Raw genomic sequence first — 18,273 nt, 5'->3', positions numbered from 1 at the left:
CGCCCGACCCGAAGGCCGGGCGCAGCCTTCCTTGATGGAGCAGCCCGTGAGCATGATGGGCATGTTGCGATCCTCGCCCGACCCGAAGGCCGGGCGCAGCCCGATGCACTCCGTCAAGGCGTTACGGCCGTTCAGGTTGCGATCCTCGCCCGACCCGAAGGCCGGGCGCAGCCATCCTCCACACGATCGCTCTTGCCATCGAGGATCACGTTGCGATCCTCGCCCGACCCGAAGGCCGGGCGCAGCCGTCGCGCGCGTCTGGCAGTCGACGCCCTGGCGCTGGTTGCGATCCTCGCCCGACCCGAAGGCCGGGCGCAGCAACCCGACGATGGGGCCGGCGACCTTCAGGGTGTCGAAGTTGCGATCCTCGCCCGACCCGAAGGCCGGGCGCAGCGGCTTTCCCTTGTCGGTCAGGGCGTTCTTGCGCAGGTAGTTGCGATCCTCGCCCGACCCGAAGGCCGGGCGCAGCTGCTGATCTGCTGCGGTACGCCATGCGACCTGAACACGTTGCGATCCTCGCCCGACCCGAAGGCCGGGCGCAGCTTGCTCGATCTTGGACAACCGGATCGAGTGGTCAGCGTTGCGATCCTCGCCCGACCCGAAGGCCGGGCGCAGCATCGGGGTCGACGGCGAGATCGGCCGTCAGACCTGGTCGTTGCGATCCTCGCCCGACCCGAAGGCCGGGCGCAGCTCTTCCCGAACAGCAGATATAGCCATTTGCTGATGGCAGCCGACCGTATCCGCAGCCCGTTTTGTCCATCTAAGCCAAGTTTCTCACTTCGGAACCTCCGACTTTATCCGCGTTCACTTGGGGTTCCTAGATCACCAACGCTCCCCGTGGGTCGACCGGGCGCGGCTTGCCGAGATGCTCGACGTCGTCAAGCGCGTAGGCCGGCAGGCGGTAGATCCGGATGCTGTCCTGATTCGGATCGATCACCTCCCGGAGCGCAGCAACAAAGCGCACCTTGTCCGTCTCGCGGCACACCACCTCGAATACTGACTTTTGCACGCGGTGCCCGTACGCCTCACAGATCTTGGCGACCTTGCGCAGCCGGCGCTGCCCCTGGGTCGTAACCGTCTCGACGTCGTACGTCACGAGTAGGTCCATGGCTCAGTTCACCTGCCACGGCTGGTAGACGGCCAGGTCGCCGCGTAGGTGACGGGCGAGCAGCCGGGCCTGCACCAGCGGCAGCAGCGCGGCGGGCACCTCGCGGCCGAGTTGCGCGTGCGGCCAGTCTCGCTGTCTGCTCTGCTGCCACGCCGCCAGCACGGTCTTCCGTCCGCCGTCGGTGAGCCGGTACGCCCCGTTGGGCAGCCCTTCGAAGTCGGTCGGTGTCAGCTCGCGCCGGTTGAGCATGGTGAGCGCGAGCCGGTCGGCCAGCAGCGGCCGGAACTCTTCCATCAGGTCCAGGGCGAGAGCGGGCTTGCCCGGCCGGACGGCATGCAGGAAGCCGATGTACGGGTCGAGTCCGACCTGTTCCAGCGCGCCTTGGACAGCGACGCGCAGCATGCCGTACAGGAAGGAGAGCAGGCAGTTCAGCGGGTCGGTGGGCGGTCGCTTGTTGCGCCCGGACGCCTTCCAATCCTTGCTCTCCCCGAGCAGGTACGGCATGGCGGCGAAGTAGTCGCGGGCGGCGATGCCTTCGGCACCGAGCACTTCGTTGGTGCTGGCTGCGGTGGCGAGTAGTTCAAGTCGCCCGGCGAGCAGTTCGGCGCTCGCCCGCAGCGCGGTCTGCCGGTGTCCCTTGGCGTCCCGGGCGGTGCGCAGCAGCACTTGCCGCGCGTTGTGGATCTTCCCGGCGACGATGGCGACCGCGATCGGCAACTGCCGGCCCGGCGCGTCGGCAGCCCGGTGCTGGGCTTGGCGGAGCAGCGGATTGCCCCGAGTGGGGCCGACCAGGCCGGCTCGAAAACGCCCGCTGCCGGTCAGCCAGCTGACCGAGCGGCCGTCGTCGGCGCAGCGCAGCAGCAGCTCGTCGGTGGGTGTCACCCCGCTGAACAGGACCAGGTGGTCGAGCCGTACGAGCGGTAGCAGCCGGCGTCCGGGCTGGTCGGGGTGGTAGATCCGGACGGTGTCGCCGTCGAGGCGCAGGCTGGTGCCGGGGGTCTGCACGTAGAGGGTGTTGAGCAGTTCAGTCACGCCACTGTCCCAATGGTCGTGGGGTCAACAGGTCGGGTCGGGCCTGCTGTCGGCCGTCGGTCAGCTCGGGCAGGCAGTCCTCGCGCAGGGAGCATCGCCGGCAGCGGGCGTCGTTGCGCGCCGCCGGCAACGCCGGGGTTTCCAGCAGCCGGCGTACGGCGACGGTCGCGGCCACGACCCGGTCGAGCAGTTCGACGTCGATGGGTACGGGGTGCCGTCGCCGTTCGGCAACGGAATAGATGTAGCCGGTGGGCACGTCGAAGCCGGCTTCGAGCAGGCAGAGCGCCTGCCCACCGAGTTGCAGCTCGGCGGGCCCGCCGGCCTTGTACCGCCCGACCTTGTACTCGACCGGTGTCGCCGTGCCCTTCTCGAACTCGACGACGTCACAGATCCCGCGTAGCCCGTGGGTGTGGCTCCACACCGGCAGTGACCGGATCACGGTGAGGCCCCGCCGTCGTTGAAGGCCGGGCAGGTCGACGTTGGCATGGCTGAGGTCGCCACGTACGGTCTCGACGCTTTCCGACCAGACGCCCTCGACGTGGATCAGCGCGGTCTGCCGGTGGCAGTAGGCGAAGTGTTCCAGCGCGGACAGCGGCACCTCCCGAAGGTCGGTGCCGCTGGACGTGGGGCCGTCGGTCACAGCCAGAGGTCGACCAGCTTGGTCAGCTCCACGCCGTCCGGAAGCCCGGACTCGTTGATGGTGCGGGTGTAGTCGGTGTGAGCGCGCGCGGGCTTGTCGTCGTTGCGCTTCACCGTGATGCGTTGGGTCAGGGCGGCGGACGGGGCGACGCCGAGGGCGTCGGGGTGGCTGAAGACGTAGAGACCGCAGAGCTTCATCTCGCCCCGGGTAGCGGCCCGATCGTGATCGAGCATGACCGTGACCGCCTGCCACAGTGCGGCCAGGTCATCGCTGGTCACGCCGGTCTTCGCGGCACGGGGCGCAGAGTAGAACAGGTGCGCCCGGTAGAGGCCGTACGGGACGGTCCACTTGGAGCCGATTTCCGTACGCTCTCCCTTGTCGATGTCATCCTGGCGGGTCTGGGTGACCCGGGTGATGGTGTGGTCGGCGGGCAGGATCGGGTCGATGCTGCGGGCGAAGGTGAGCTGCAACGGGCCGCGGACCTGCCCGGCACCGCCGCTCTTGCCGGTGCTGAGCACCGCGCCGAACATCCGGATGTCGAAGTAGCGCTGGCAGAGCCATTGCTGGGCCGCGGCGATCTCGGCCGGGGTCGGCTTGTTGCTGACCTTGGGCGGCGTGGCGACGTAGGCACCGTCGATGCGCGTGTTCAGGGCGTGGCCGGCCTCGACGAAGATGCCGTACCGGGGGTCGTCGCCCCGCAGCAGCGACACGGTGTCGCGGATCTTGCGCTTGACCGCCACGTCGGTGACCAGGCCCTGCCCGGTCTCGTCGTCGGTGCGCGGCTGGTTGCCGGCGTCCGGGTCGCCGTTGGGGTTGCCGTCGCTGACGTCGAACAGCAGGACCGCGTCGTGGCGGCGGGTCGGGTCGAGGTGGGCGGCGGTCATGCGTCGTCTCCTTGGTCGGCGGTGCTCGGCGCCGCGTCGGCGGGCTCTGGGGGTAGGTCGGTCTTCTTCTTGTTCGCGGCCGCCGCAAGTCGTTCGACCCGCATCTCGGCCCGCTGCTGGTGGTAGCCGAGGATGAACTGCGCCTTGTCGGTCAGCACCGCACCGGCGGGGATCGCGTCGATCTGGACGAACAGGTCGTCGAGTCGGCGTTCGTAGGCGTCGGACCACTGCGGCCGACGCAGGGGCCCGCGCAGTCGCTTGAGCCATGCCACCACGTTGCGGCGACCGGCGACGATGACGACCTGCGGGTTGTCGATGGCCCGGGCAAAGTAGCGCTCGGCAAAAGTAGTATTCAGGTTCTGGTCGGCAACCCGGAACACGGTCCGTTGCAGGTCGTCCATGACGGCGACGATGCGGCCGGACACGTAGGCCGGTGTCTTGTTCTCTACGTTCAAGTCGGGTGTCAGCCTCTCTCGTTCAGGCAGTGGCAGGTTCGGGTGGCGGCGAAGTGCGAGTCGAATCAGCGCGGCGCGGGCCGCGTCGAGCCGGCCGTCGATCCGGATCCGGTTGATGACGTGGTTCAGCAGCTTCGGCGGCAGCGGCCGCCTGAGCAGCGCGGAGCTGAGCAGCCGGTGGAACATGTCGGGCGGACGCTGCTCCCCGGTGGCGCCGAACTTGGCCCAGGTTCCGGGGCCCCCGTTCCGTCCGGCCTCGAACCGACCCGCCGCCCGCGCCAACTGCGAGGCCTTGACCCTCACCACCTCGCCGGTCCAGGCATCGACGATCTCGTGGTCGCCGAACCAGACCCGGATGTTCTCCTTGACCTGGCTGACCGGCAGCTCCACCCAGTCGCGGACGACCACGCGGGCGACGTTGCCGCCCACGGTCACCGAGCAGTACCGCGACTGGCCGTCAACCATCGCTTCCGTGCCGCGAGCGGGGCTGGCGACCAGGTCCCGGATGTGGGCAGGGTCCGGCTGTTCGACGGTCGCCCACGGGTCGAAGGTCGAGCCGCCCAGCACCCACCAGGCGAGCCGGGCGTTCTGCCCGGACAGGGCGGTGCTATGCAGCGGGTTGGAGAGCAGATCGGTCAGCGCGGTCATGAACTTGAGGCCGCAGCCGGCGCAGATCGGCGTGTTGGTCAGGAACTTTTGCAGCTCGTAGCCGTGCGTGGCCTCGTTCATGCTGACCAGCGACGCGTTGTTGGTAGCGCCGGGCACCCACCGCCGAGGAATCTGCTGCGGCACGGTCTGGAGCAGCGGCTGCATCTGCCCGCAGACCAGGCACAGGCCGGACCGCCCCGAGCCTTTCCGGTCACCGGCCACCCCGGCCCAGAACCGCCGCGCCGCTGGGGAGTCCGCTGCGTAGGCCCCGTCGACCCAGAAGCTGATCAGGTCTCCCCTGCCCCAGTCGGCCGGCGGTTCCAGCTTGGCGGCGTGCCCGTCGCGGTAATAGGCGGCGATGGCCGGGCCTGGGCCATCGGGCTCGGCGGCGGCCCACTCATTGATCAGGGCGCGGAAGGCGTCGTGCTGCTTCACGACCCGCTCCGGCTTGGCACCCTCGGAGAGCCAACCGAAGACATATTCCCCGTTGTCGACCGCGAGCACAGGCGAGATCCCGACGGTCCGGGTCACCGCTGGCACCAGCGAGGTCGCGCCGAACTTACGGCTCGGGTCGGTCCTGTCCGCCGTGTCGACAAGGTCACCCCGAGGTACGCCGTTGCCGTCGATTTCCACGTTCCAGCGGACGGGCTTGCGGGCGTAGAACGGCGGGACGACGTCCTTGCTGGTGTCGGCATACTCCACCAGCCTTTGCAGCAGCACTAGGCCACCTGGCCTTCCACCGGGAGGGCCAGCTCGATCCCGCGTTCGGGCACATAGAGCACGCCGGCGACGACCCGGGCGGCGAACCATTCCATCCGGGGTTGGGCGGAGGTGCCGTCGCGGTGGATGGAGTGCAGCATGATGCCGATTTCCTCGTTGACGTCCGCGCGGGGGGTGTCATCCGGCCAGCCGAAGTCGGCGCTGAACTCCCGGGTGCCGAGGTACGGCTGCTGAAAGCAAGCTCCCTTGCGGACCCGGCGGCGAAGCTGATCCCGATACGCCGCGACCGGCTTGGTCGCGTGCGCGGCCACCTCGATGTGGGCGTGAATTCGGTACGCCACGTCGCGCAGGCAGACGGCGTTGCGCTGGTCGCGGTGCGCGGCCGTGTCGACCCGGCGGGTGCCCTTGATCGCCTCGGCGAACGGCGCGACGTCCGAGGTCTCGTTGCGCCGGACCGAGAACTGCTTAACCGGCTTGAGCACCTCGATCGCGACGATCTGGTACCGCATCTCCGGCTTCCAGAAGATCGATTCGAGGACGCCCACCGCAGCGGACGGGGTCATCACCGGATAGCTGACCCGTTCCACCTTCAACTCGGGCCGGGAGAACAACGCCGCATCGCCACTGACCTGCACCACAACCGGGAGTTCACCCTCCGCGCTCCGTCGCAGAGTCACCCCGTTGACCACATCGGTCGTCACAACAGAAATCCTCCACCTAAGAACCAGCGCAGTCGAACATACGATCGAGAAGGAACCAAACCACAAAATCAGCGGGCCCGTCGCACAGCAGGTGCGATCATGCACGACCCGTACGACAAGTTCGGTCATCGGTCCGCTAGACGACAGTTGCCACTCACCGAGACGCCGGTGAGCCTCACCCTGCGGCTTTACGATCTTCTATCTATTCACGACTCCGCAGTCCGCCGTCAGAAGACGAACTGCTCCAGGTTCGGGTCGAGGTTGATGCCGGTGGCATCGTCATACTCGCCGATCCATTCGACCAGTGCGCCCCGCCGCACCTCGCTGCCGAGAATCGGCCGCAGCAGTGCGACCACGCCGGGTCGGCGCAGCACGCTGGGGTGAAGGCTCGTGGTGTACGCCTGTAAACGGCGCAGCTTCGTCAGCTCCGGAACCGGCGCCCGACGCAGTTCCACCACCAACTGTTCCAGTTCACGCCGCAGTTCCGGCGTCTCGGCCCCCTGCGGGGTCACCACGCTGATTCCGTCATCTTCGATCATCCGGAACGCCAGCTTCCGATCCCGCCGCCTGGTGCTGGCATCCATCGGCCCCTCCGCGACGGTCTCGAACTCCCACCGCTGCCGAGCCTGCTGGATGCGCTGCCCAACGTGATGGTTGTCGGCGAGATTGAGCATGTCGTACACGTTGCGGTAGTAGCGCCCGAGCGCTTCCAGGTCGTCCGGGTCGACCTTGTCCGGTCCGAACTGACGCCCGGTGCAGCCGACCAGCATCTTGTACGGCGGTGGCTGTCCGCCGTCGGCCGGCGCGAACACGACCACCCGGCCGCCGTCCGGCGTCCGCCCCTCGCGGTTGGCTCGCCCGGCCGCCTGCAAGAGCGAGTCGGCCGGTGCCATCGCACGGAACACCACCGGAAAGTCGACGTCCACCCCGGCCTCGATGAGTTGGGTGGCCACGAGCAGGACGCGCTCGCCCCGGCCGAGGCGTGCCCGTACCCGCTCGAGGACCCTGCGCCGGTGGTCGGGGCACATCCGGGTGGACAGGTGCCAGGCCACCCCGTCAGCCTCGGCGTCGTGCCAGCGGTCGTACACGGTCTGCGCGTCCGCTGTCGTGTTGACCACGACCAGCGCCGAGCTTTCCGAGACGGCCTGGTCGGCGATGTCGTCCAGCGTGGGCCTCGGGTCGAGCTGCCATTCGTAGCGGACCCTGCGCAGGTCGCTGACCAGCTTTGGAGTGTCGTGGATCAGGTCGACGCAGGGCACGTCCCTGAACTCGTCCAGCGCCCAGAAGCTCGGCTGCGTCGCCGAGGAGAGCAGCACGGTTGCGCCGAAGTGCCGCACGAGCAGCCGGAGTCCGTCGAGGATCGGCGCGAGCATGGCGTGCGGCAGGGCCTGCACCTCGTCCAACACGATCACCGAGTTGGCGAGCCGGTGCAACCGGCGCATCGCCGACGGCTTGCGGGCGTACAACGACTCGAAGAGCCGCACGAAGGTGGTGACGACGAAGGGCGCGTCCCAATTCTCGGCCGCCAACCGCGCCCACCGGCCGGCTTGCGGGTCGTCGAAGTCGACCTGGCTGTGGTGTTCCAGGACGACCGGCTCGCCGCACTTCTCGTCGAGCAACCGGCGGTAGACGTCCGCGTTCTGCTCGGTGATGGTCAAAAACGGGACCGCGACGATTACCCGGCGTAGGCCGTGCTTCTCCGCGTGCCGCAGCGCAAACCCGCCGCTCGCGAGGGTCTTCCCGGCCCCGGTCGGCGCACCCAGGCGGAACACGCCCTGATCCCGCTCGGCCGCCGTGAGACAGTCGGCGTAGACCTGCTCTCGCAATGTGCCTATCGAAGTGTTGCCGCGACCGACGAGTTCATCGTGCCGCCGCTGCTCGAACAGCTTGTAAAGATGACCAAAGTCGGCCTCCGGGCGGACCCGAGGGCCATCCAGCCTCTGAAAGTGCGCGCTAGTGTCCAGGCTGTCGGCGTCGACCAGAGCGCTGTAGCACAGCCGCAGCGCCATCTCCCCCACCAAGGGATCAGCCCGCCATTCCGCTGGTATGAGATGGCCGAGCCGCTGCGGCAGCTCCGGCAACAATCCGGCCAGTTCCCGTTCGGCGGACGCCATGTTGTCCGGCTCGGCTGTCAACCGTCCCTGGAACGCCCTCCGAAGGTTTGGCGTGTCGATCAGTCCACCATGATGGCCGAAGACCGCACCGGCAAAACCGCCGAGGCCGCGCTCATACGCAATCCGGGTGCCGAGTGACTTGTGGTCGATGCCGACAGGACGATCGGTTGATGCGACGGCAGCAAGCTTGTCCTGCCAGGCGCAGGCCGCCTTTCCCACATCGTGCAGCGCACCGAGCCAGTAGGCCACATCACCCCCACCGAACGGGGCGGCAAACCGATGCGCCAACTTGGCAGTGCTACGAAGATGATCGGCCAGCGAATGCCACTGGTTGCTGCCAGCAGCAGGACTATGCGCCCACAGACGACCAGGCACGGAAACTCCTAGCAACTGAGTGGGATTTTCGGGTTTAGAGACCGATGCTTGGATGCTATCGGCGGCTGCCGAAGTCAGGCGGCAGAACACACCGGGCGAGTTGGAAGGTTCTTTACCTTCTGAGGTAGGAGTTGCGCCCGAAGCGTAGAAGTGCTCTGGTGAGCTGCGGGACTGGACCGTGAGCTGCGCGTATAAGGGCACCATGTGCAGAAGCTCGACCCGAAGGCCGGCGCAGCGGTGCTGGGGCTGCGACGCGAGGCGGGGACGTCTGGCGTTGCGATCCTCGCCCGACCCAAAGGCCGGGCGCAGCCGGTAGCCGGTGACCTATAACGCCTGCGGCGGGTAGTTGCGATCCTCGCCTGACCCGAAGGCCCGGCGCAGCACCTTGACCGCTTCCGCTTTGTACTTGTTGTCGTGCAAGTTGCGATCCTCGCCCGACCCGAAGGCCGGGCGCAGCTGGCAAGCTCCGCGTGGACTGGGTGCCCGCCATCGCGTTGCGATCCTCGCCCGACCCGAAGGCCGGGCGCAGCCTCCAGTCCGTGGGCATCGCAGTCGACCGGGCCATGTTGCGATCCTCGCTCGACCCGAAGGCCGGGCGCAGCCCCCGCCCGAGATCGAAAACATGGAACGGGCGTTGTTGCGATCCTCGCCCGACCCCAAGGCCGGGCGCAGCTGGACCACCGCCTACGACCGGGTGGCCGCCCTGATGTTGCGATCCTCGCCCGACCCGAAGGCCGGGCGCAGCGCGGGAGATCGTCAGCGGCGTCATCCTCGGGTCACTGTTGCGATCCTCGCCCGACCCGAAGGCCGGGCGCAGCCGGAAAAGCGGCGACACCGCCGCCGCAGACGTCATCGTTGCGATCCTCGCCCGACCCGAAGGCCGGGCGCAGCACGGGGCCTGGGATCCCCGCATGAAGCAGCTGGAGACGTTGCGATCCTCGCCCGACCCGAAGGCCGGGCGCAGCCTCGACCTCGCCGGTCTTGACCGCACCGGACGTGGTGTTGCGAGCCTCGCCCGACCCGAAGGCCGGGCGCAGCATGGACGAACTTCGAGGAAATCCAAGAGATCAACGAGGTTGCGATCCTCGCCCGACCCGAAGGCCGGGCGCAGCGACGAACCCGGTGTTCGGGTTGCTCGATGCTCAGTCGTTGCGATCCTCGCCCGACCCGAAGGCCGGGCGCAGCCGGAACGCGCTCGCCGCTCAGTGCGCGCTCATGGTCGTTGCGATCCTCGCCCGACCCGAAGGCCGGGCGCAGCTTGCCCCATCCATCCTGGATCGTGTTCCACAACGGGGGTTGCGATCCTCGCCCGACCCGAAGGCCGGGCGCAGCGCGGGTGTCGGTAGCCGGGTTGAGTAGGCGGGTCAGGTTGCGATCCTCGCCCGACCCGAAGGCCGGGCGCAGCGCCCCGTCGCCCGCTGTGCAGTTCGTGATCCTGGACGGGTTGCGATCCTCGCCCGACCCGAAGGCCGGGCGCAGCGTGCCCCCACCATGCCCCCAGACGCAGCTCAGGGCCGGTGTTGCGATCCTCGCCCGACCCGAAGGCCGGGCGCAGCTAGCCGACCTTCACGAGTAGGGCGCCGACGTTCAGGCCGTTGCGATCCTCGCCCGACCCGAAGGCCGGGCGCAGCTTGCTACGGCTGGTCGAAGACATCGACATTCAGATCGAGTTGCGATCCTCGCCCGACCCGAAGGCCGGGCGCAGCCACCTCAACGGCCAGGCCGCCGAGGACTACGTCGAGGTTGCGATCCTCGCCCGACCCGAAGGCCGGGCGCAGCCGGTTGATCGGCGTCGACGTCTCGTAGAGCAGGGTGTTGCGATCCTCGCCCGACCCGAAGGCCGGGCGCAGCACCGCCGGGCGTGGGATGAGCCACCGGTCGCCCTCTGGTTGCGATCCTCGCCCGACCCGAAGGCCGGGCGCAGCAAGTCAAACGGCCCGCACTGCTCCCACGCCTTCCGCAGGTTGCGATCCTCGCCCGACCCGAAGGCCGGGCGCAGCACCACGCCCGGGGCCCCGGACGCCGCCCGCCGGTCAACGTTGCGATCCTCGCCCGACCCGAAGGCCGGGCGCAGCCTTCCCGCCTTCGACCAGTCCACCCGGTCACCAGACGTTGCGATCCTCGCCCGACCCGAAGGCCGGGCGCAGCAGGCTATTCATTACTCAATCCATTGACCGGCACCCTTGTTGCGATCCTCGCCCGACCCGAAGGCCGGGCGCAGCGAGTCGGTCAAGCCCGACCCGGACCCGGCCCCGGAGTTGCGATCCTCGCCCGACCCGAAGGCCGGGCGCAGCTCGGCGGGGGTCAGGTCGACCATGGCCGCGATCGCCGCGTTGCGATCCTCGCCCGACCCGAAGGCCGGGCGCAGTTCCCACCCCGGGCGGTGCAGCCGGTTGGCCTTGGTGTTGCGATCCTCGCCCGACCCGAAGGCCGGGCGCAGCATTCCTGATCAGCCAAGATAGCAACCAGTCGACGCCTTCTCGACTCAACCGAAGCCCAATTTGCCCGCATCATCCGCATTCGGCAGTTCGGAACCCCCTCAGACATCCGCGTTCACTAAGGGTTCCTAGATCAACATCCCAAGGAGGCGGCTTCTACGCTGGCGGCTCGTCCACCACATACACCCCGCTACCGGCACGACCGACCGTGAGCCCTCGCTCGCGGGTCAGTTCCAACGCACGCTGGATCGTCGAGACGCTGACCGAGTACAGGTCAGACAGCTCCCGCAGCGACGGCAGCTTGGTGCCGGGCTGGTACTCCCGAGCATTGATACGGGCGGTCAGGTCGTCTGCGATCTGCCGCGACGACATTGGTATGGGCATGCGGTCTCTCCCTGGCTGGCCCGGCGATTAGATCACGACTCGCGGGCAGACTCCGCGCAGTGATTGACCTAGGTCATACAGTGACCTAGATTGAGCCAAGCGGTCCCGCCCTGGCTGGCGTCTGACGCGGGATCGTCACAGCACATCCGCAAGCAACCGGCATGAACGCCAAGGCGTCGACAGCGCAGGACGGAGGCACATGGAACAAGGGGCAGAACTGCCCAACCGGGTCCTGAACGAGCGACGTTTCGCCGGCATCCACCAGGACCGCAGCGCAACCACCAAGGGCGGCGCGGTCCACCAGTCCAGGCAGACCTTGCTGACGCCGGCCGAGATCCGCTGGCAGGACTTTCCCCTGACCCGCTTCGGGCGGCGTGGCCTTGACCCGGCGGCGGTCCGCACCTTCCTGCGACGGGTCGAGGCCGCCATGGACGCCCTCTACCGGGAGGTCGTCGCCGCCCGCGACGAGGCCCGCCACCACCGGAACGCGCTGACGGAACTACGCGCGCAACACCGCCAACCACCCGACCCATGGGCGCAACGCCCCCGCGCCGAACACCGACGCCCGCCCATGTGGCCCCTCTACGCCGGCCAACGACAAGGCAACCACCACCGCCAGCCCGGAGACGGGCCGGGCGATGACTGACTACCCGGCGCTGCACGGCCCCTCACGGCCGGGTTGGCGCTGCATTGCCTGCGACGCCCCCTGGCCCTGCCCGACCCGAAAGCACCAGCTCAGGGAGCTGTGCCAGGGCAACCTCCCGGCACTCGTCCGCTACCTGAGCGCGTACCTAAGTGACGCCCAGCAGGAGATCAGCGATGCGACCACCGCCGACCTGACCGATCGCTTCCTCGGCTGGTGCGCCCGCCCGCCGGACCCGACAGCGGTCCAGGAGCACCCGCCGACCCAACAGCTCAAGACCGTCGCCCCAGCGGCGACGCAGACCCCACCAGAAGGCAGGACCACATGAAGGACACCGACAAGCCCTCAGCCCGAAGTCGGCAAGCCGAGGATGCCGAGCGGGCGCAGGAGGCCGAGCGGGAAGCGGCCCGCCGACGTCTGCTCGCCCAGGCCGAGGCCGACCGGCTGCCGCTGGACGACACCACCCGAGCCCTACCCGACCGGAGGTGGCGGCGTGACCAACCCTGACCTGCCCATTGGCCGCCGTGTCGCCCGACTGCGCGCCCGACGCGGCATGACCCAACAGATGCTCGCCGACCAGCTCGGCAAGTCCAAGAGCTGGGTCGACAAGGTCGAACGCGGCATCCGTACCCTCGACAGGTTCTCCGTCATCGCCGAAGTCGCCGCCGTGCTGCGCGTCGACCCCCCGCTACTGCTCGGCCGCCCCACCCCACCGGCCACCACCACCGCCACGACCGTCGCGGCCGGGGTAGACGGGGTACGGGCCGCCCTCGCCCGCTACCACCCCACCCCCGCCGAGCCCGGCAGTCAGGTGCCCTCCGCGCGCGAGCTGGACGGCCGGATCGGGCACGCCTGGTCGGCCTACGAACACGCCGACTACCCCCGGCTGCTGCGGTCGCTGCCGGACCTGCTCGGCGACGCCCAGCGCATCCACGCCGCCGACGCCGACGACCGGGCGGCGCGGCTGCCGCTGGTGCAGGCGTACCGGATCACCGCATCCGTGCTGGTGAAGCTCGGCGAGGCCGACCTCGGTTGGCTGGTGGCTGACCGGGCGATGACCGTCGCGGCCGGCGACGCGCCGTTGGCCGCGCTCGCCGCGCTGCCGCTCGGGCAGGCGTTGCGCGCCCTCGGCCGCCCACCGCTCGCCCTGGCCGTCACCGTCCCGGCCGCGCACCGGCTTGCCGACCACCGTCCGGCCGACCAGGCAACACAGGCGCTGCGCGGGGCGCTGCTGGTCGAGGCCGCCCATGCCGCCGCCGGTTGCGCCGACCTCGGCGGGGTACGCGAGCTGCTGGATCAGGCCGCCGGGGCCGCCGATCGGGTGAGCGCCGACGACGCGTACCGGACGGGGTTCGGGGCCACCGCCGTGGCGCTGGCCCGGGTCGCCACCGCAGTCGAGTTGGGCGAGGGGCAGGAGGCGGTCACCCGGCACGCCGCGGTGCTCGCCTCGGCGCAGTGGCGGCGGCTGCCCGCCGAGCACCGCGCCGCATACCTGCTCGACGCCGCACGCGCGTACCTGCTGGTGGGTGACCCGCTGCGGGCGGGACGGGCGCTGGTGCAGGCGGACCGGATCGCGCCGGCCGAGGTCCGGTTGCGGCCGGCGGCGCGTACGGTGATCGTCGCCCTGGCGCGGAGCGGGCCGGTGCCGGCCGACGTGGCGGCGCTGGCCACGGCCGTCGGGATCGGGTGCTGAGCGCGCCGCCAGGGTGAGGGATCGGGTGCCGAGAACGGCGGGCGTCCGGCGGGCGTGGGCCGGCCGGACGCCCGGTCGGTCACTTCGGCAGGCTCACGCTGGACTTGGCGAGCTGGTACGCCGGGAGCATCTCCTCGAACTCCTCGTCGTCCAGGCCGCCGAGGGTGAGCATCATCGTGCCGCCCTCGGCGGGGATGACGATCGCCCGCTTGCGGGCCTCCTCCTCGACCCAGGTCGCCTCGGTCGAGTCCACCTGGCCGGCCTTGGTCGGGCGGTACTGCTGGTCGGTGGCCTTCTTGCTGTACTCGGCGAGGAAGGCGTCCACCGTGGCCTGGGGGTTCGCCGGGGCGGCGCCCTCGATGCGCCAGACCCGCAGGAAGCCGATGTTCCCGGCGGGCTTGGCGTCGATCTCGCAGAGCAGCAGGGCGGGGCCGGCCTTGAAGCCGGTGGCCTTGGCCGACTTGACCTTCCAGTCGGCCGGCATCGAGAAGGTCATCGGCAGCGGGCAGGCGCTGCCCTTCGGGCCGACGGTGATGTCGGCCGCCGCCGGGGCGACGTCGTCGTGCCAGGGTGCGCCGGCCGCGACCGGCGACCCGCCCGTGCCGGCCGAAGGCGCGGCTGCGGGCGTGGTGGCCTGCTCGGCGCAGCCGGTGATCGTGGTGAGGGTGAGTGCTGCGGCCAGCACGGCCGCCCGTCGGAACATCTGTCGTGGCCCCCGTCGTGGTACGCGCGGCCGGTGCCGCGGCCGACGGATGCTAACGCACCGGAGGGAGGGCCGGGGGCCGTGGTCGTCAGGCGGCCTGGCGAGTGGCGCGGCGCTCGGTGCCGGTGTCCTGTCCGGGCTGGGCCGGCGCGGCGGTCGACCGCTGCATGGGCTGCTGCTGGCTGTGCGGCTGCCGCGCGGCGGCGTCGGTGCCACCGGAGGCCAGTGCCATGGCGCGCTCGGCGTTGGTCAGTGCCTCGCAGGGGGCCGGCTGGTGATTGCAGAGCAGGTTGGGGCAGCGGCCGGACTCGTCGGGCTGGTGGGCGGCGGCGACGTCGTACGCCAGTCGCCAGAGCAGCAGGTCGGTCACGTCGCTCGGAACCGCCGCGTCATGACTGGACCGGTGCTGCGGTGTGCTGGACACGCGGGTCCCCTCTCGTCGTCTGCTTCCCCTGGGACTTGACCGCAGACGGGCGGGCTAAAACCTCTTCCCAGGTTTCGGGTTGATCACACCGGCCGCCAGGCATCAGATGATGAAATGGGTCCAGTAGGTCAACCAGACCACGAACAAAGTGCCCTGGAGCAGGGCCAGGGCGGCGGTGAGCCAGGTGTCGACCGTAGCGCGCCCGGCCCATCGGGCCAGCACCAGTGCGACCGGGAACACGGCGAGCAGGTAGCGCAGCAGGCTCTTGTAGACCGGCGGTCCCATCGACAGCGGCACCAGCACCATGATCAGGGTGTAGACCAGGTAGGGCAGCTCGGCGCGGCGGAACCCGGCGACGGTCACCGCCACGACCGCCACCGCCAGCCAGACCCGCGCGGCGTCGGCGTCGGTGCCGCCGGTCAGACCGTGGTACGCCACGGCGAAGGGGTTCTGCACGCTGATCGCCCAGCCCTGCTCCTGGGCGTGCTTGTAGGCGAACCAGCCCCCGCCCTTCCACCGGCAGAACGCCATGAACGTCAGCCACCCGGCCGGCAGCAGCGCCAGCGGCCAGCCGAGGCGCGCGTACCGCAGCAGTGCCCGGGGCGCGAGCCGGTACCCGTGCTGGCGCAGCAGCACCAGGGCCAGCGGCACGGCCACCAGGAAGCCGACGGAGCGGCTGAGCCCGAGGAAGTAGCCGATCACGCCGACGAGCAGCCACTGCCGCCGTTCGGCGTAGTAGAAGGCGGCCAGGGTGAGGCAGAGGAAGAGCGACTCGGTCAGCGCCGCCTGGAACAGGAACGCGGCGGGCAGCAGCAGCAGGTACCGCACGAACCGCCGGGCCGCCGCGTCGTCGCCGCCCAACCGCTCCCCCAGCCGGTACGCGAAGTAGAGCTGGAGCAGGAACGCCACGTTGGCGACCAGCAGCAGCGCCAGGGCGGTGTTCCCGCCCAGGATGGCCCCGACGGGCCGGGCGAGGAACGGGTAGAGCAGCGGGAACCCGAAGTCGTGCCACTCCCCGGTGAGCGGCCTCCGGGCCAGGTGGTCGTAGAGGAAGGAGTCCCAGGCGAACCAGAGGGAGAGCCAGCGCTGCCCCGAGATCTCGTCCTGCTGGGTGCGCATCCCCGTCTCGTCGGCCGGCGGCGCACCGGGGACGCCCTCCCAGGCGGTCAGGGCGATCACCCCGACCAGCGACAGCACGATCTTGGAGCCGACGAAGACGGCGAGCACGTACCGCCAGTGCGCCGGCACCCGCCCCACCGCCCGCCCGACGGGCCCCGCCCGCCCTATGGGCCCCGCCCGCACTGCCGCCACCGCCCGCCCGAAGCGCCCAGCCCCGCCCTCGCCCTCGCCCGCCTCGCCCTGGTCCGCCCGCCTCTCCCCCGCCTCGCCCCGGCCCGCCCGGCCCGGTTCCGCCTCGCCCTCGCCCCGGTCCGCCCGGCCCGGTCCCGCGGCGCCCCGTAGTGCGGGCAGCGGCTCGTCGCCCACCCTCCGCCCCTCACCCATCCGCCGATCCCCCGACTCGTCTCCCCGCCCCCGCGCCCCGGCAAGATCCGAACATCTTCACCGAAGATGCTGTCTCGCGGCGCGCCCAGGCAGCATGTTCCCTGAAGATGCGCGGATCTTGGGGCAAGACGGGGTGAAATGGGGGGTGTGGGGCGGGACGGGCGCAATGGCGCGACGGGCGACCAGCGGGGGGCGGGGCGGGAATGGGTGCAGCACCGGGGGCAGGATCAGGGGCAGAAACGGGCGCGGGGACGGTGGTCGTCGGGGCGGGGCCGGCCGGCTTGACGGCGGCGTACGAGCTGCTGCGGCACGGCGAGGCGGTGCGGGTCTACGAGGCCGACCAGGTCGTCGGCGGGATCAGCCGCACCGTGGAGCGCGACGGGTGGCGCTTCGACATCGGCGGGCACCGGTTCTTCACGAAGGTCTCCCGGGTGGAGGCGTTCTGGCACGAGATCCTGCCCGACGAGGACTTCCTGCTCCGGCCGAGGATGAGCCGGATCTTCTACCGGGGTGCGCTCTACGACTACCCGTTGAGCGCGATGAACGCGCTGCGCAACCTGGGCATCCGGGAGGCGGTGCGCTGCGTCGGGTCGTACGGGCGGGCCCGGTTGCGCCCGCCGAAGGACCAGTCGCACTTCGAGGGCTGGGTGTCGGCGCGCTTCGGCTGGCGGCTGTATTCGATCTTCTTCAAGACGTACACGGAGAAGGTCTGGGGGATGCCGGCCGACCAGTTGCAGGCGGACTGGGCGGCGCAGCGGATCAAGAACCTGTCGCTGTCGCGGGCGATCGTCGACGCGCTGCTGCCCCGGCGCAACCGCAAGGACGTGACCAGCCTGATCGAGGAGTTCCAGTACCCGAAGTTCGGGCCGGGCATGATGTGGGAGCGCTGCGCCGAACGGGTGGTCGACCGGGGCGGCGAGGTGCACCTGCGCACGGGGGTGACCGCCGTGCACCGCGACCCGCGTACCCGCAAGGTCGTCGGGGTGACCGTCGACGGGCCCGGCGGCCGGCGGCGGGAGGCGGCGGCGCACGTGGTCTCCTCGATGCCGATCTCGGAGCTGGTGGCGGTGCTGGACCCGCCGCCCCCGCCGGATGTGCTGGCCTGCGCGGCGGACCTGCGCTACCGGGACTTCCTCACCGTGGCGCTGGTGGTGCCGGCGGAGTTCTCCTTCCCGGACAACTGGATCTACGTGCACGACCCGGCGGTGCGGGTGGGGCGGATCCAGAACTTCGGCTCCTGGTCGCCGTACCTGGTCAAGGACGGTCGCACCTGCCTGGGGCTGGAATACTTCGTCTTCGAGGACGACGAGATGTGGTGCCGCTCCGATGATGAGCTGGTCCGGTTGGCCACCGCCGAGTTGGAGCAGCTCGGTCTGGTCGCGGCGGGCGTGGTCGAGGCCGGGCACGTGGTGCGGATGCCGAAGGCGTACCCGGTCTACGACGAGCGCTACCAGCACAACGTCGACGTGATCCGGGGCTGGTTGGCGCGGGAGACGCCCAACCTGCACCCCGTCGGGCGCAACGGGATGCACCGCTACAACAACCAGGACCATTCCATGCTGACGGCGATGCTCACCGCGGAGAACATCGCCCACGGCAGCGGCCACGACGTCTGGTCGGTCAACGTCGAGCAGGACTACCACGAGCAGCGCGCCACCCCGGGCGACGGCCGGCGCGGCACGGGCCGCGACGCCCCCGTCGTCCCGGCCCGCCCGCTGGCCGCCGCCCGCCCGACCAGGGCCACGGCAGGGGTACGCCCCGGCGGGTCGGCGGCGGATTCGGCGACTGGTCCAACCAGTTGACGGGTT

16 protein-coding genes and 2 CRISPR repeat arrays (1 of these 18 running past the window's edge) are annotated in these 18,273 nt (G+C 70.2%); of the genes, 5 read left to right on the top strand and 11 right to left on the bottom strand.

Features of this window, described 5'->3' with window-relative positions; translation table 11 throughout:
• Nucleotides 1–691: direct repeats of the CRISPR family, unit length 37 nt; unit sequence GTTGCGATCCTCGCCCGACCCGAAGGCCGGGCGCAGC (it extends 1,706 nt beyond the left edge of the window).
• 126 nt (nucleotides 692–817) lie between these two features.
• From cas2 to ACLQ2V_RS17430, 8 genes are all read right to left on the bottom strand, one after another.
• On the bottom strand, nucleotides 818–1,096 hold the full coding sequence (cas2, locus tag ACLQ2V_RS17465; RefSeq protein ID WP_425719555.1) for a CRISPR-associated endonuclease Cas2: 279 nt from the start codon (nucleotides 1,094–1,096) through the stop codon (nucleotides 818–820).
• Nucleotides 1,097–1,111: 15 nt separating this feature from the next.
• Nucleotides 1,112–2,140: a type I-C CRISPR-associated endonuclease Cas1c gene (gene cas1c, locus ACLQ2V_RS17460; RefSeq protein WP_425719554.1), complete on the bottom strand. Its 1,029-nt coding sequence runs from the start codon at nucleotides 2,138–2,140 to the stop codon at nucleotides 1,112–1,114.
• A complete protein-coding gene (gene cas4 / locus ACLQ2V_RS17455; protein ID WP_425719553.1) occupies nucleotides 2,133–2,780 on the bottom strand; it encodes a CRISPR-associated protein Cas4 in 648 nt (215 codons plus the stop codon). Before cas4 ends, cas1c begins: the two co-directional genes overlap by 8 nt.
• The gene (gene cas7c, locus ACLQ2V_RS17450) at nucleotides 2,777–3,664 is read right to left on the bottom strand and encodes a type I-C CRISPR-associated protein Cas7/Csd2 (protein WP_425719552.1); all 888 of its coding nucleotides are present in this window, start codon (nucleotides 3,662–3,664) and stop codon (nucleotides 2,777–2,779) included. Before cas7c ends, cas4 begins: the two co-directional genes overlap by 4 nt.
• Complete coding sequence (cas8c, locus tag ACLQ2V_RS17445) at nucleotides 3,661–5,487, bottom strand: type I-C CRISPR-associated protein Cas8c/Csd1 (RefSeq protein WP_425719724.1); 1,827 nt, start codon at nucleotides 5,485–5,487, stop codon at nucleotides 3,661–3,663. Before cas8c ends, cas7c begins: the two co-directional genes overlap by 4 nt.
• A complete protein-coding gene (gene cas5c / locus ACLQ2V_RS17440) occupies nucleotides 5,487–6,176 on the bottom strand; it encodes a type I-C CRISPR-associated protein Cas5c (RefSeq protein ID WP_425719723.1) in 690 nt (229 codons plus the stop codon). Before cas5c ends, cas8c begins: the two co-directional genes overlap by 1 nt.
• Before the next feature lie 239 nt (nucleotides 6,177–6,415).
• Entirely contained in the window at nucleotides 6,416–8,677 is a 2,262-nt protein-coding gene (gene cas3 / locus ACLQ2V_RS17435; RefSeq protein ID WP_425719551.1) for a CRISPR-associated helicase Cas3', read from the bottom strand.
• 273 nt (nucleotides 8,678–8,950) lie between these two features.
• Nucleotides 8,951–11,118: direct repeats of the CRISPR family, unit length 37 nt; unit sequence GTTGCGATCCTCGCCCGACCCGAAGGCCGGGCGCAGC.
• A gap of 153 nt (nucleotides 11,119–11,271) precedes the next feature.
• Entirely contained in the window at nucleotides 11,272–11,499 is a 228-nt protein-coding gene (locus ACLQ2V_RS17430) for a GntR family transcriptional regulator (protein ID WP_425719550.1), read from the bottom strand.
• 199 nt (nucleotides 11,500–11,698) lie between these two features.
• Here ACLQ2V_RS17430 and ACLQ2V_RS17425 point away from each other — a divergent pair, with 199 nt between their 5' ends.
• Genes ACLQ2V_RS17425 through ACLQ2V_RS17410 form a run of 4 tightly spaced genes read left to right on the top strand, consistent with a single transcriptional unit; the run spans nucleotide 11,699 to nucleotide 13,835 of the window.
• Nucleotides 11,699–12,145 carry a DivIVA domain-containing protein gene (locus ACLQ2V_RS17425; protein WP_425719549.1) on the top strand — a complete coding sequence of 149 codons (447 nt, stop codon included), beginning with the start codon at nucleotides 11,699–11,701 and terminating at the stop codon, nucleotides 12,143–12,145.
• On the top strand, nucleotides 12,138–12,470 hold the full coding sequence (locus ACLQ2V_RS17420; protein WP_425719548.1) for a hypothetical protein: 333 nt from the start codon (nucleotides 12,138–12,140) through the stop codon (nucleotides 12,468–12,470). Before ACLQ2V_RS17425 ends, ACLQ2V_RS17420 begins: the two co-directional genes overlap by 8 nt.
• Nucleotides 12,467–12,649 carry a hypothetical protein gene (locus tag ACLQ2V_RS17415; protein WP_425719547.1) on the top strand — a complete coding sequence of 61 codons (183 nt, stop codon included), beginning with the start codon at nucleotides 12,467–12,469 and terminating at the stop codon, nucleotides 12,647–12,649. The genes ACLQ2V_RS17420 and ACLQ2V_RS17415 overlap by 4 nt, the downstream gene beginning before the upstream one ends.
• Nucleotides 12,636–13,835 carry a helix-turn-helix domain-containing protein gene (locus tag ACLQ2V_RS17410; RefSeq protein ID WP_425719546.1) on the top strand — a complete coding sequence of 400 codons (1,200 nt, stop codon included), beginning with the start codon at nucleotides 12,636–12,638 and terminating at the stop codon, nucleotides 13,833–13,835. The genes ACLQ2V_RS17415 and ACLQ2V_RS17410 overlap by 14 nt, the downstream gene beginning before the upstream one ends.
• A gap of 79 nt (nucleotides 13,836–13,914) precedes the next feature.
• Here the strand turns inward: ACLQ2V_RS17410 and ACLQ2V_RS17405 are convergent, their stop codons facing one another.
• From ACLQ2V_RS17405 to ACLQ2V_RS17395, 3 genes are all read right to left on the bottom strand, one after another.
• Nucleotides 13,915–14,538 (bottom strand): lipoprotein, encoded by a 624-nt coding sequence (locus ACLQ2V_RS17405; protein ID WP_425719545.1) that lies wholly within the window; start codon nucleotides 14,536–14,538, stop codon nucleotides 13,915–13,917.
• A gap of 88 nt (nucleotides 14,539–14,626) precedes the next feature.
• A complete protein-coding gene (locus ACLQ2V_RS17400; protein WP_425719544.1) occupies nucleotides 14,627–14,962 on the bottom strand; it encodes a hypothetical protein in 336 nt (111 codons plus the stop codon).
• A gap of 102 nt (nucleotides 14,963–15,064) precedes the next feature.
• Nucleotides 15,065–16,465 carry a hypothetical protein gene (locus ACLQ2V_RS17395; RefSeq protein ID WP_425719543.1) on the bottom strand — a complete coding sequence of 467 codons (1,401 nt, stop codon included), beginning with the start codon at nucleotides 16,463–16,465 and terminating at the stop codon, nucleotides 15,065–15,067.
• Nucleotides 16,466–16,668: 203 nt separating this feature from the next.
• Between ACLQ2V_RS17395 and ACLQ2V_RS17390 the strand changes: the two genes are divergently transcribed.
• Nucleotides 16,669–18,267 (top strand): NAD(P)/FAD-dependent oxidoreductase, encoded by a 1,599-nt coding sequence (locus ACLQ2V_RS17390; protein ID WP_425719542.1) that lies wholly within the window; start codon nucleotides 16,669–16,671, stop codon nucleotides 18,265–18,267.
• The last annotated feature ends 6 nt before the right edge of the window (nucleotides 18,268–18,273 follow it).

The organism is Micromonospora sp. DT233 (assembly GCF_049841815.1).
Lineage (GTDB): Bacteria > Actinomycetota > Actinomycetes > Mycobacteriales > Micromonosporaceae > Micromonospora.
The sequence above is the reverse complement of the archived record's forward strand: the minus strand, read 5'-3'. Positions and strand labels throughout refer to the sequence as shown.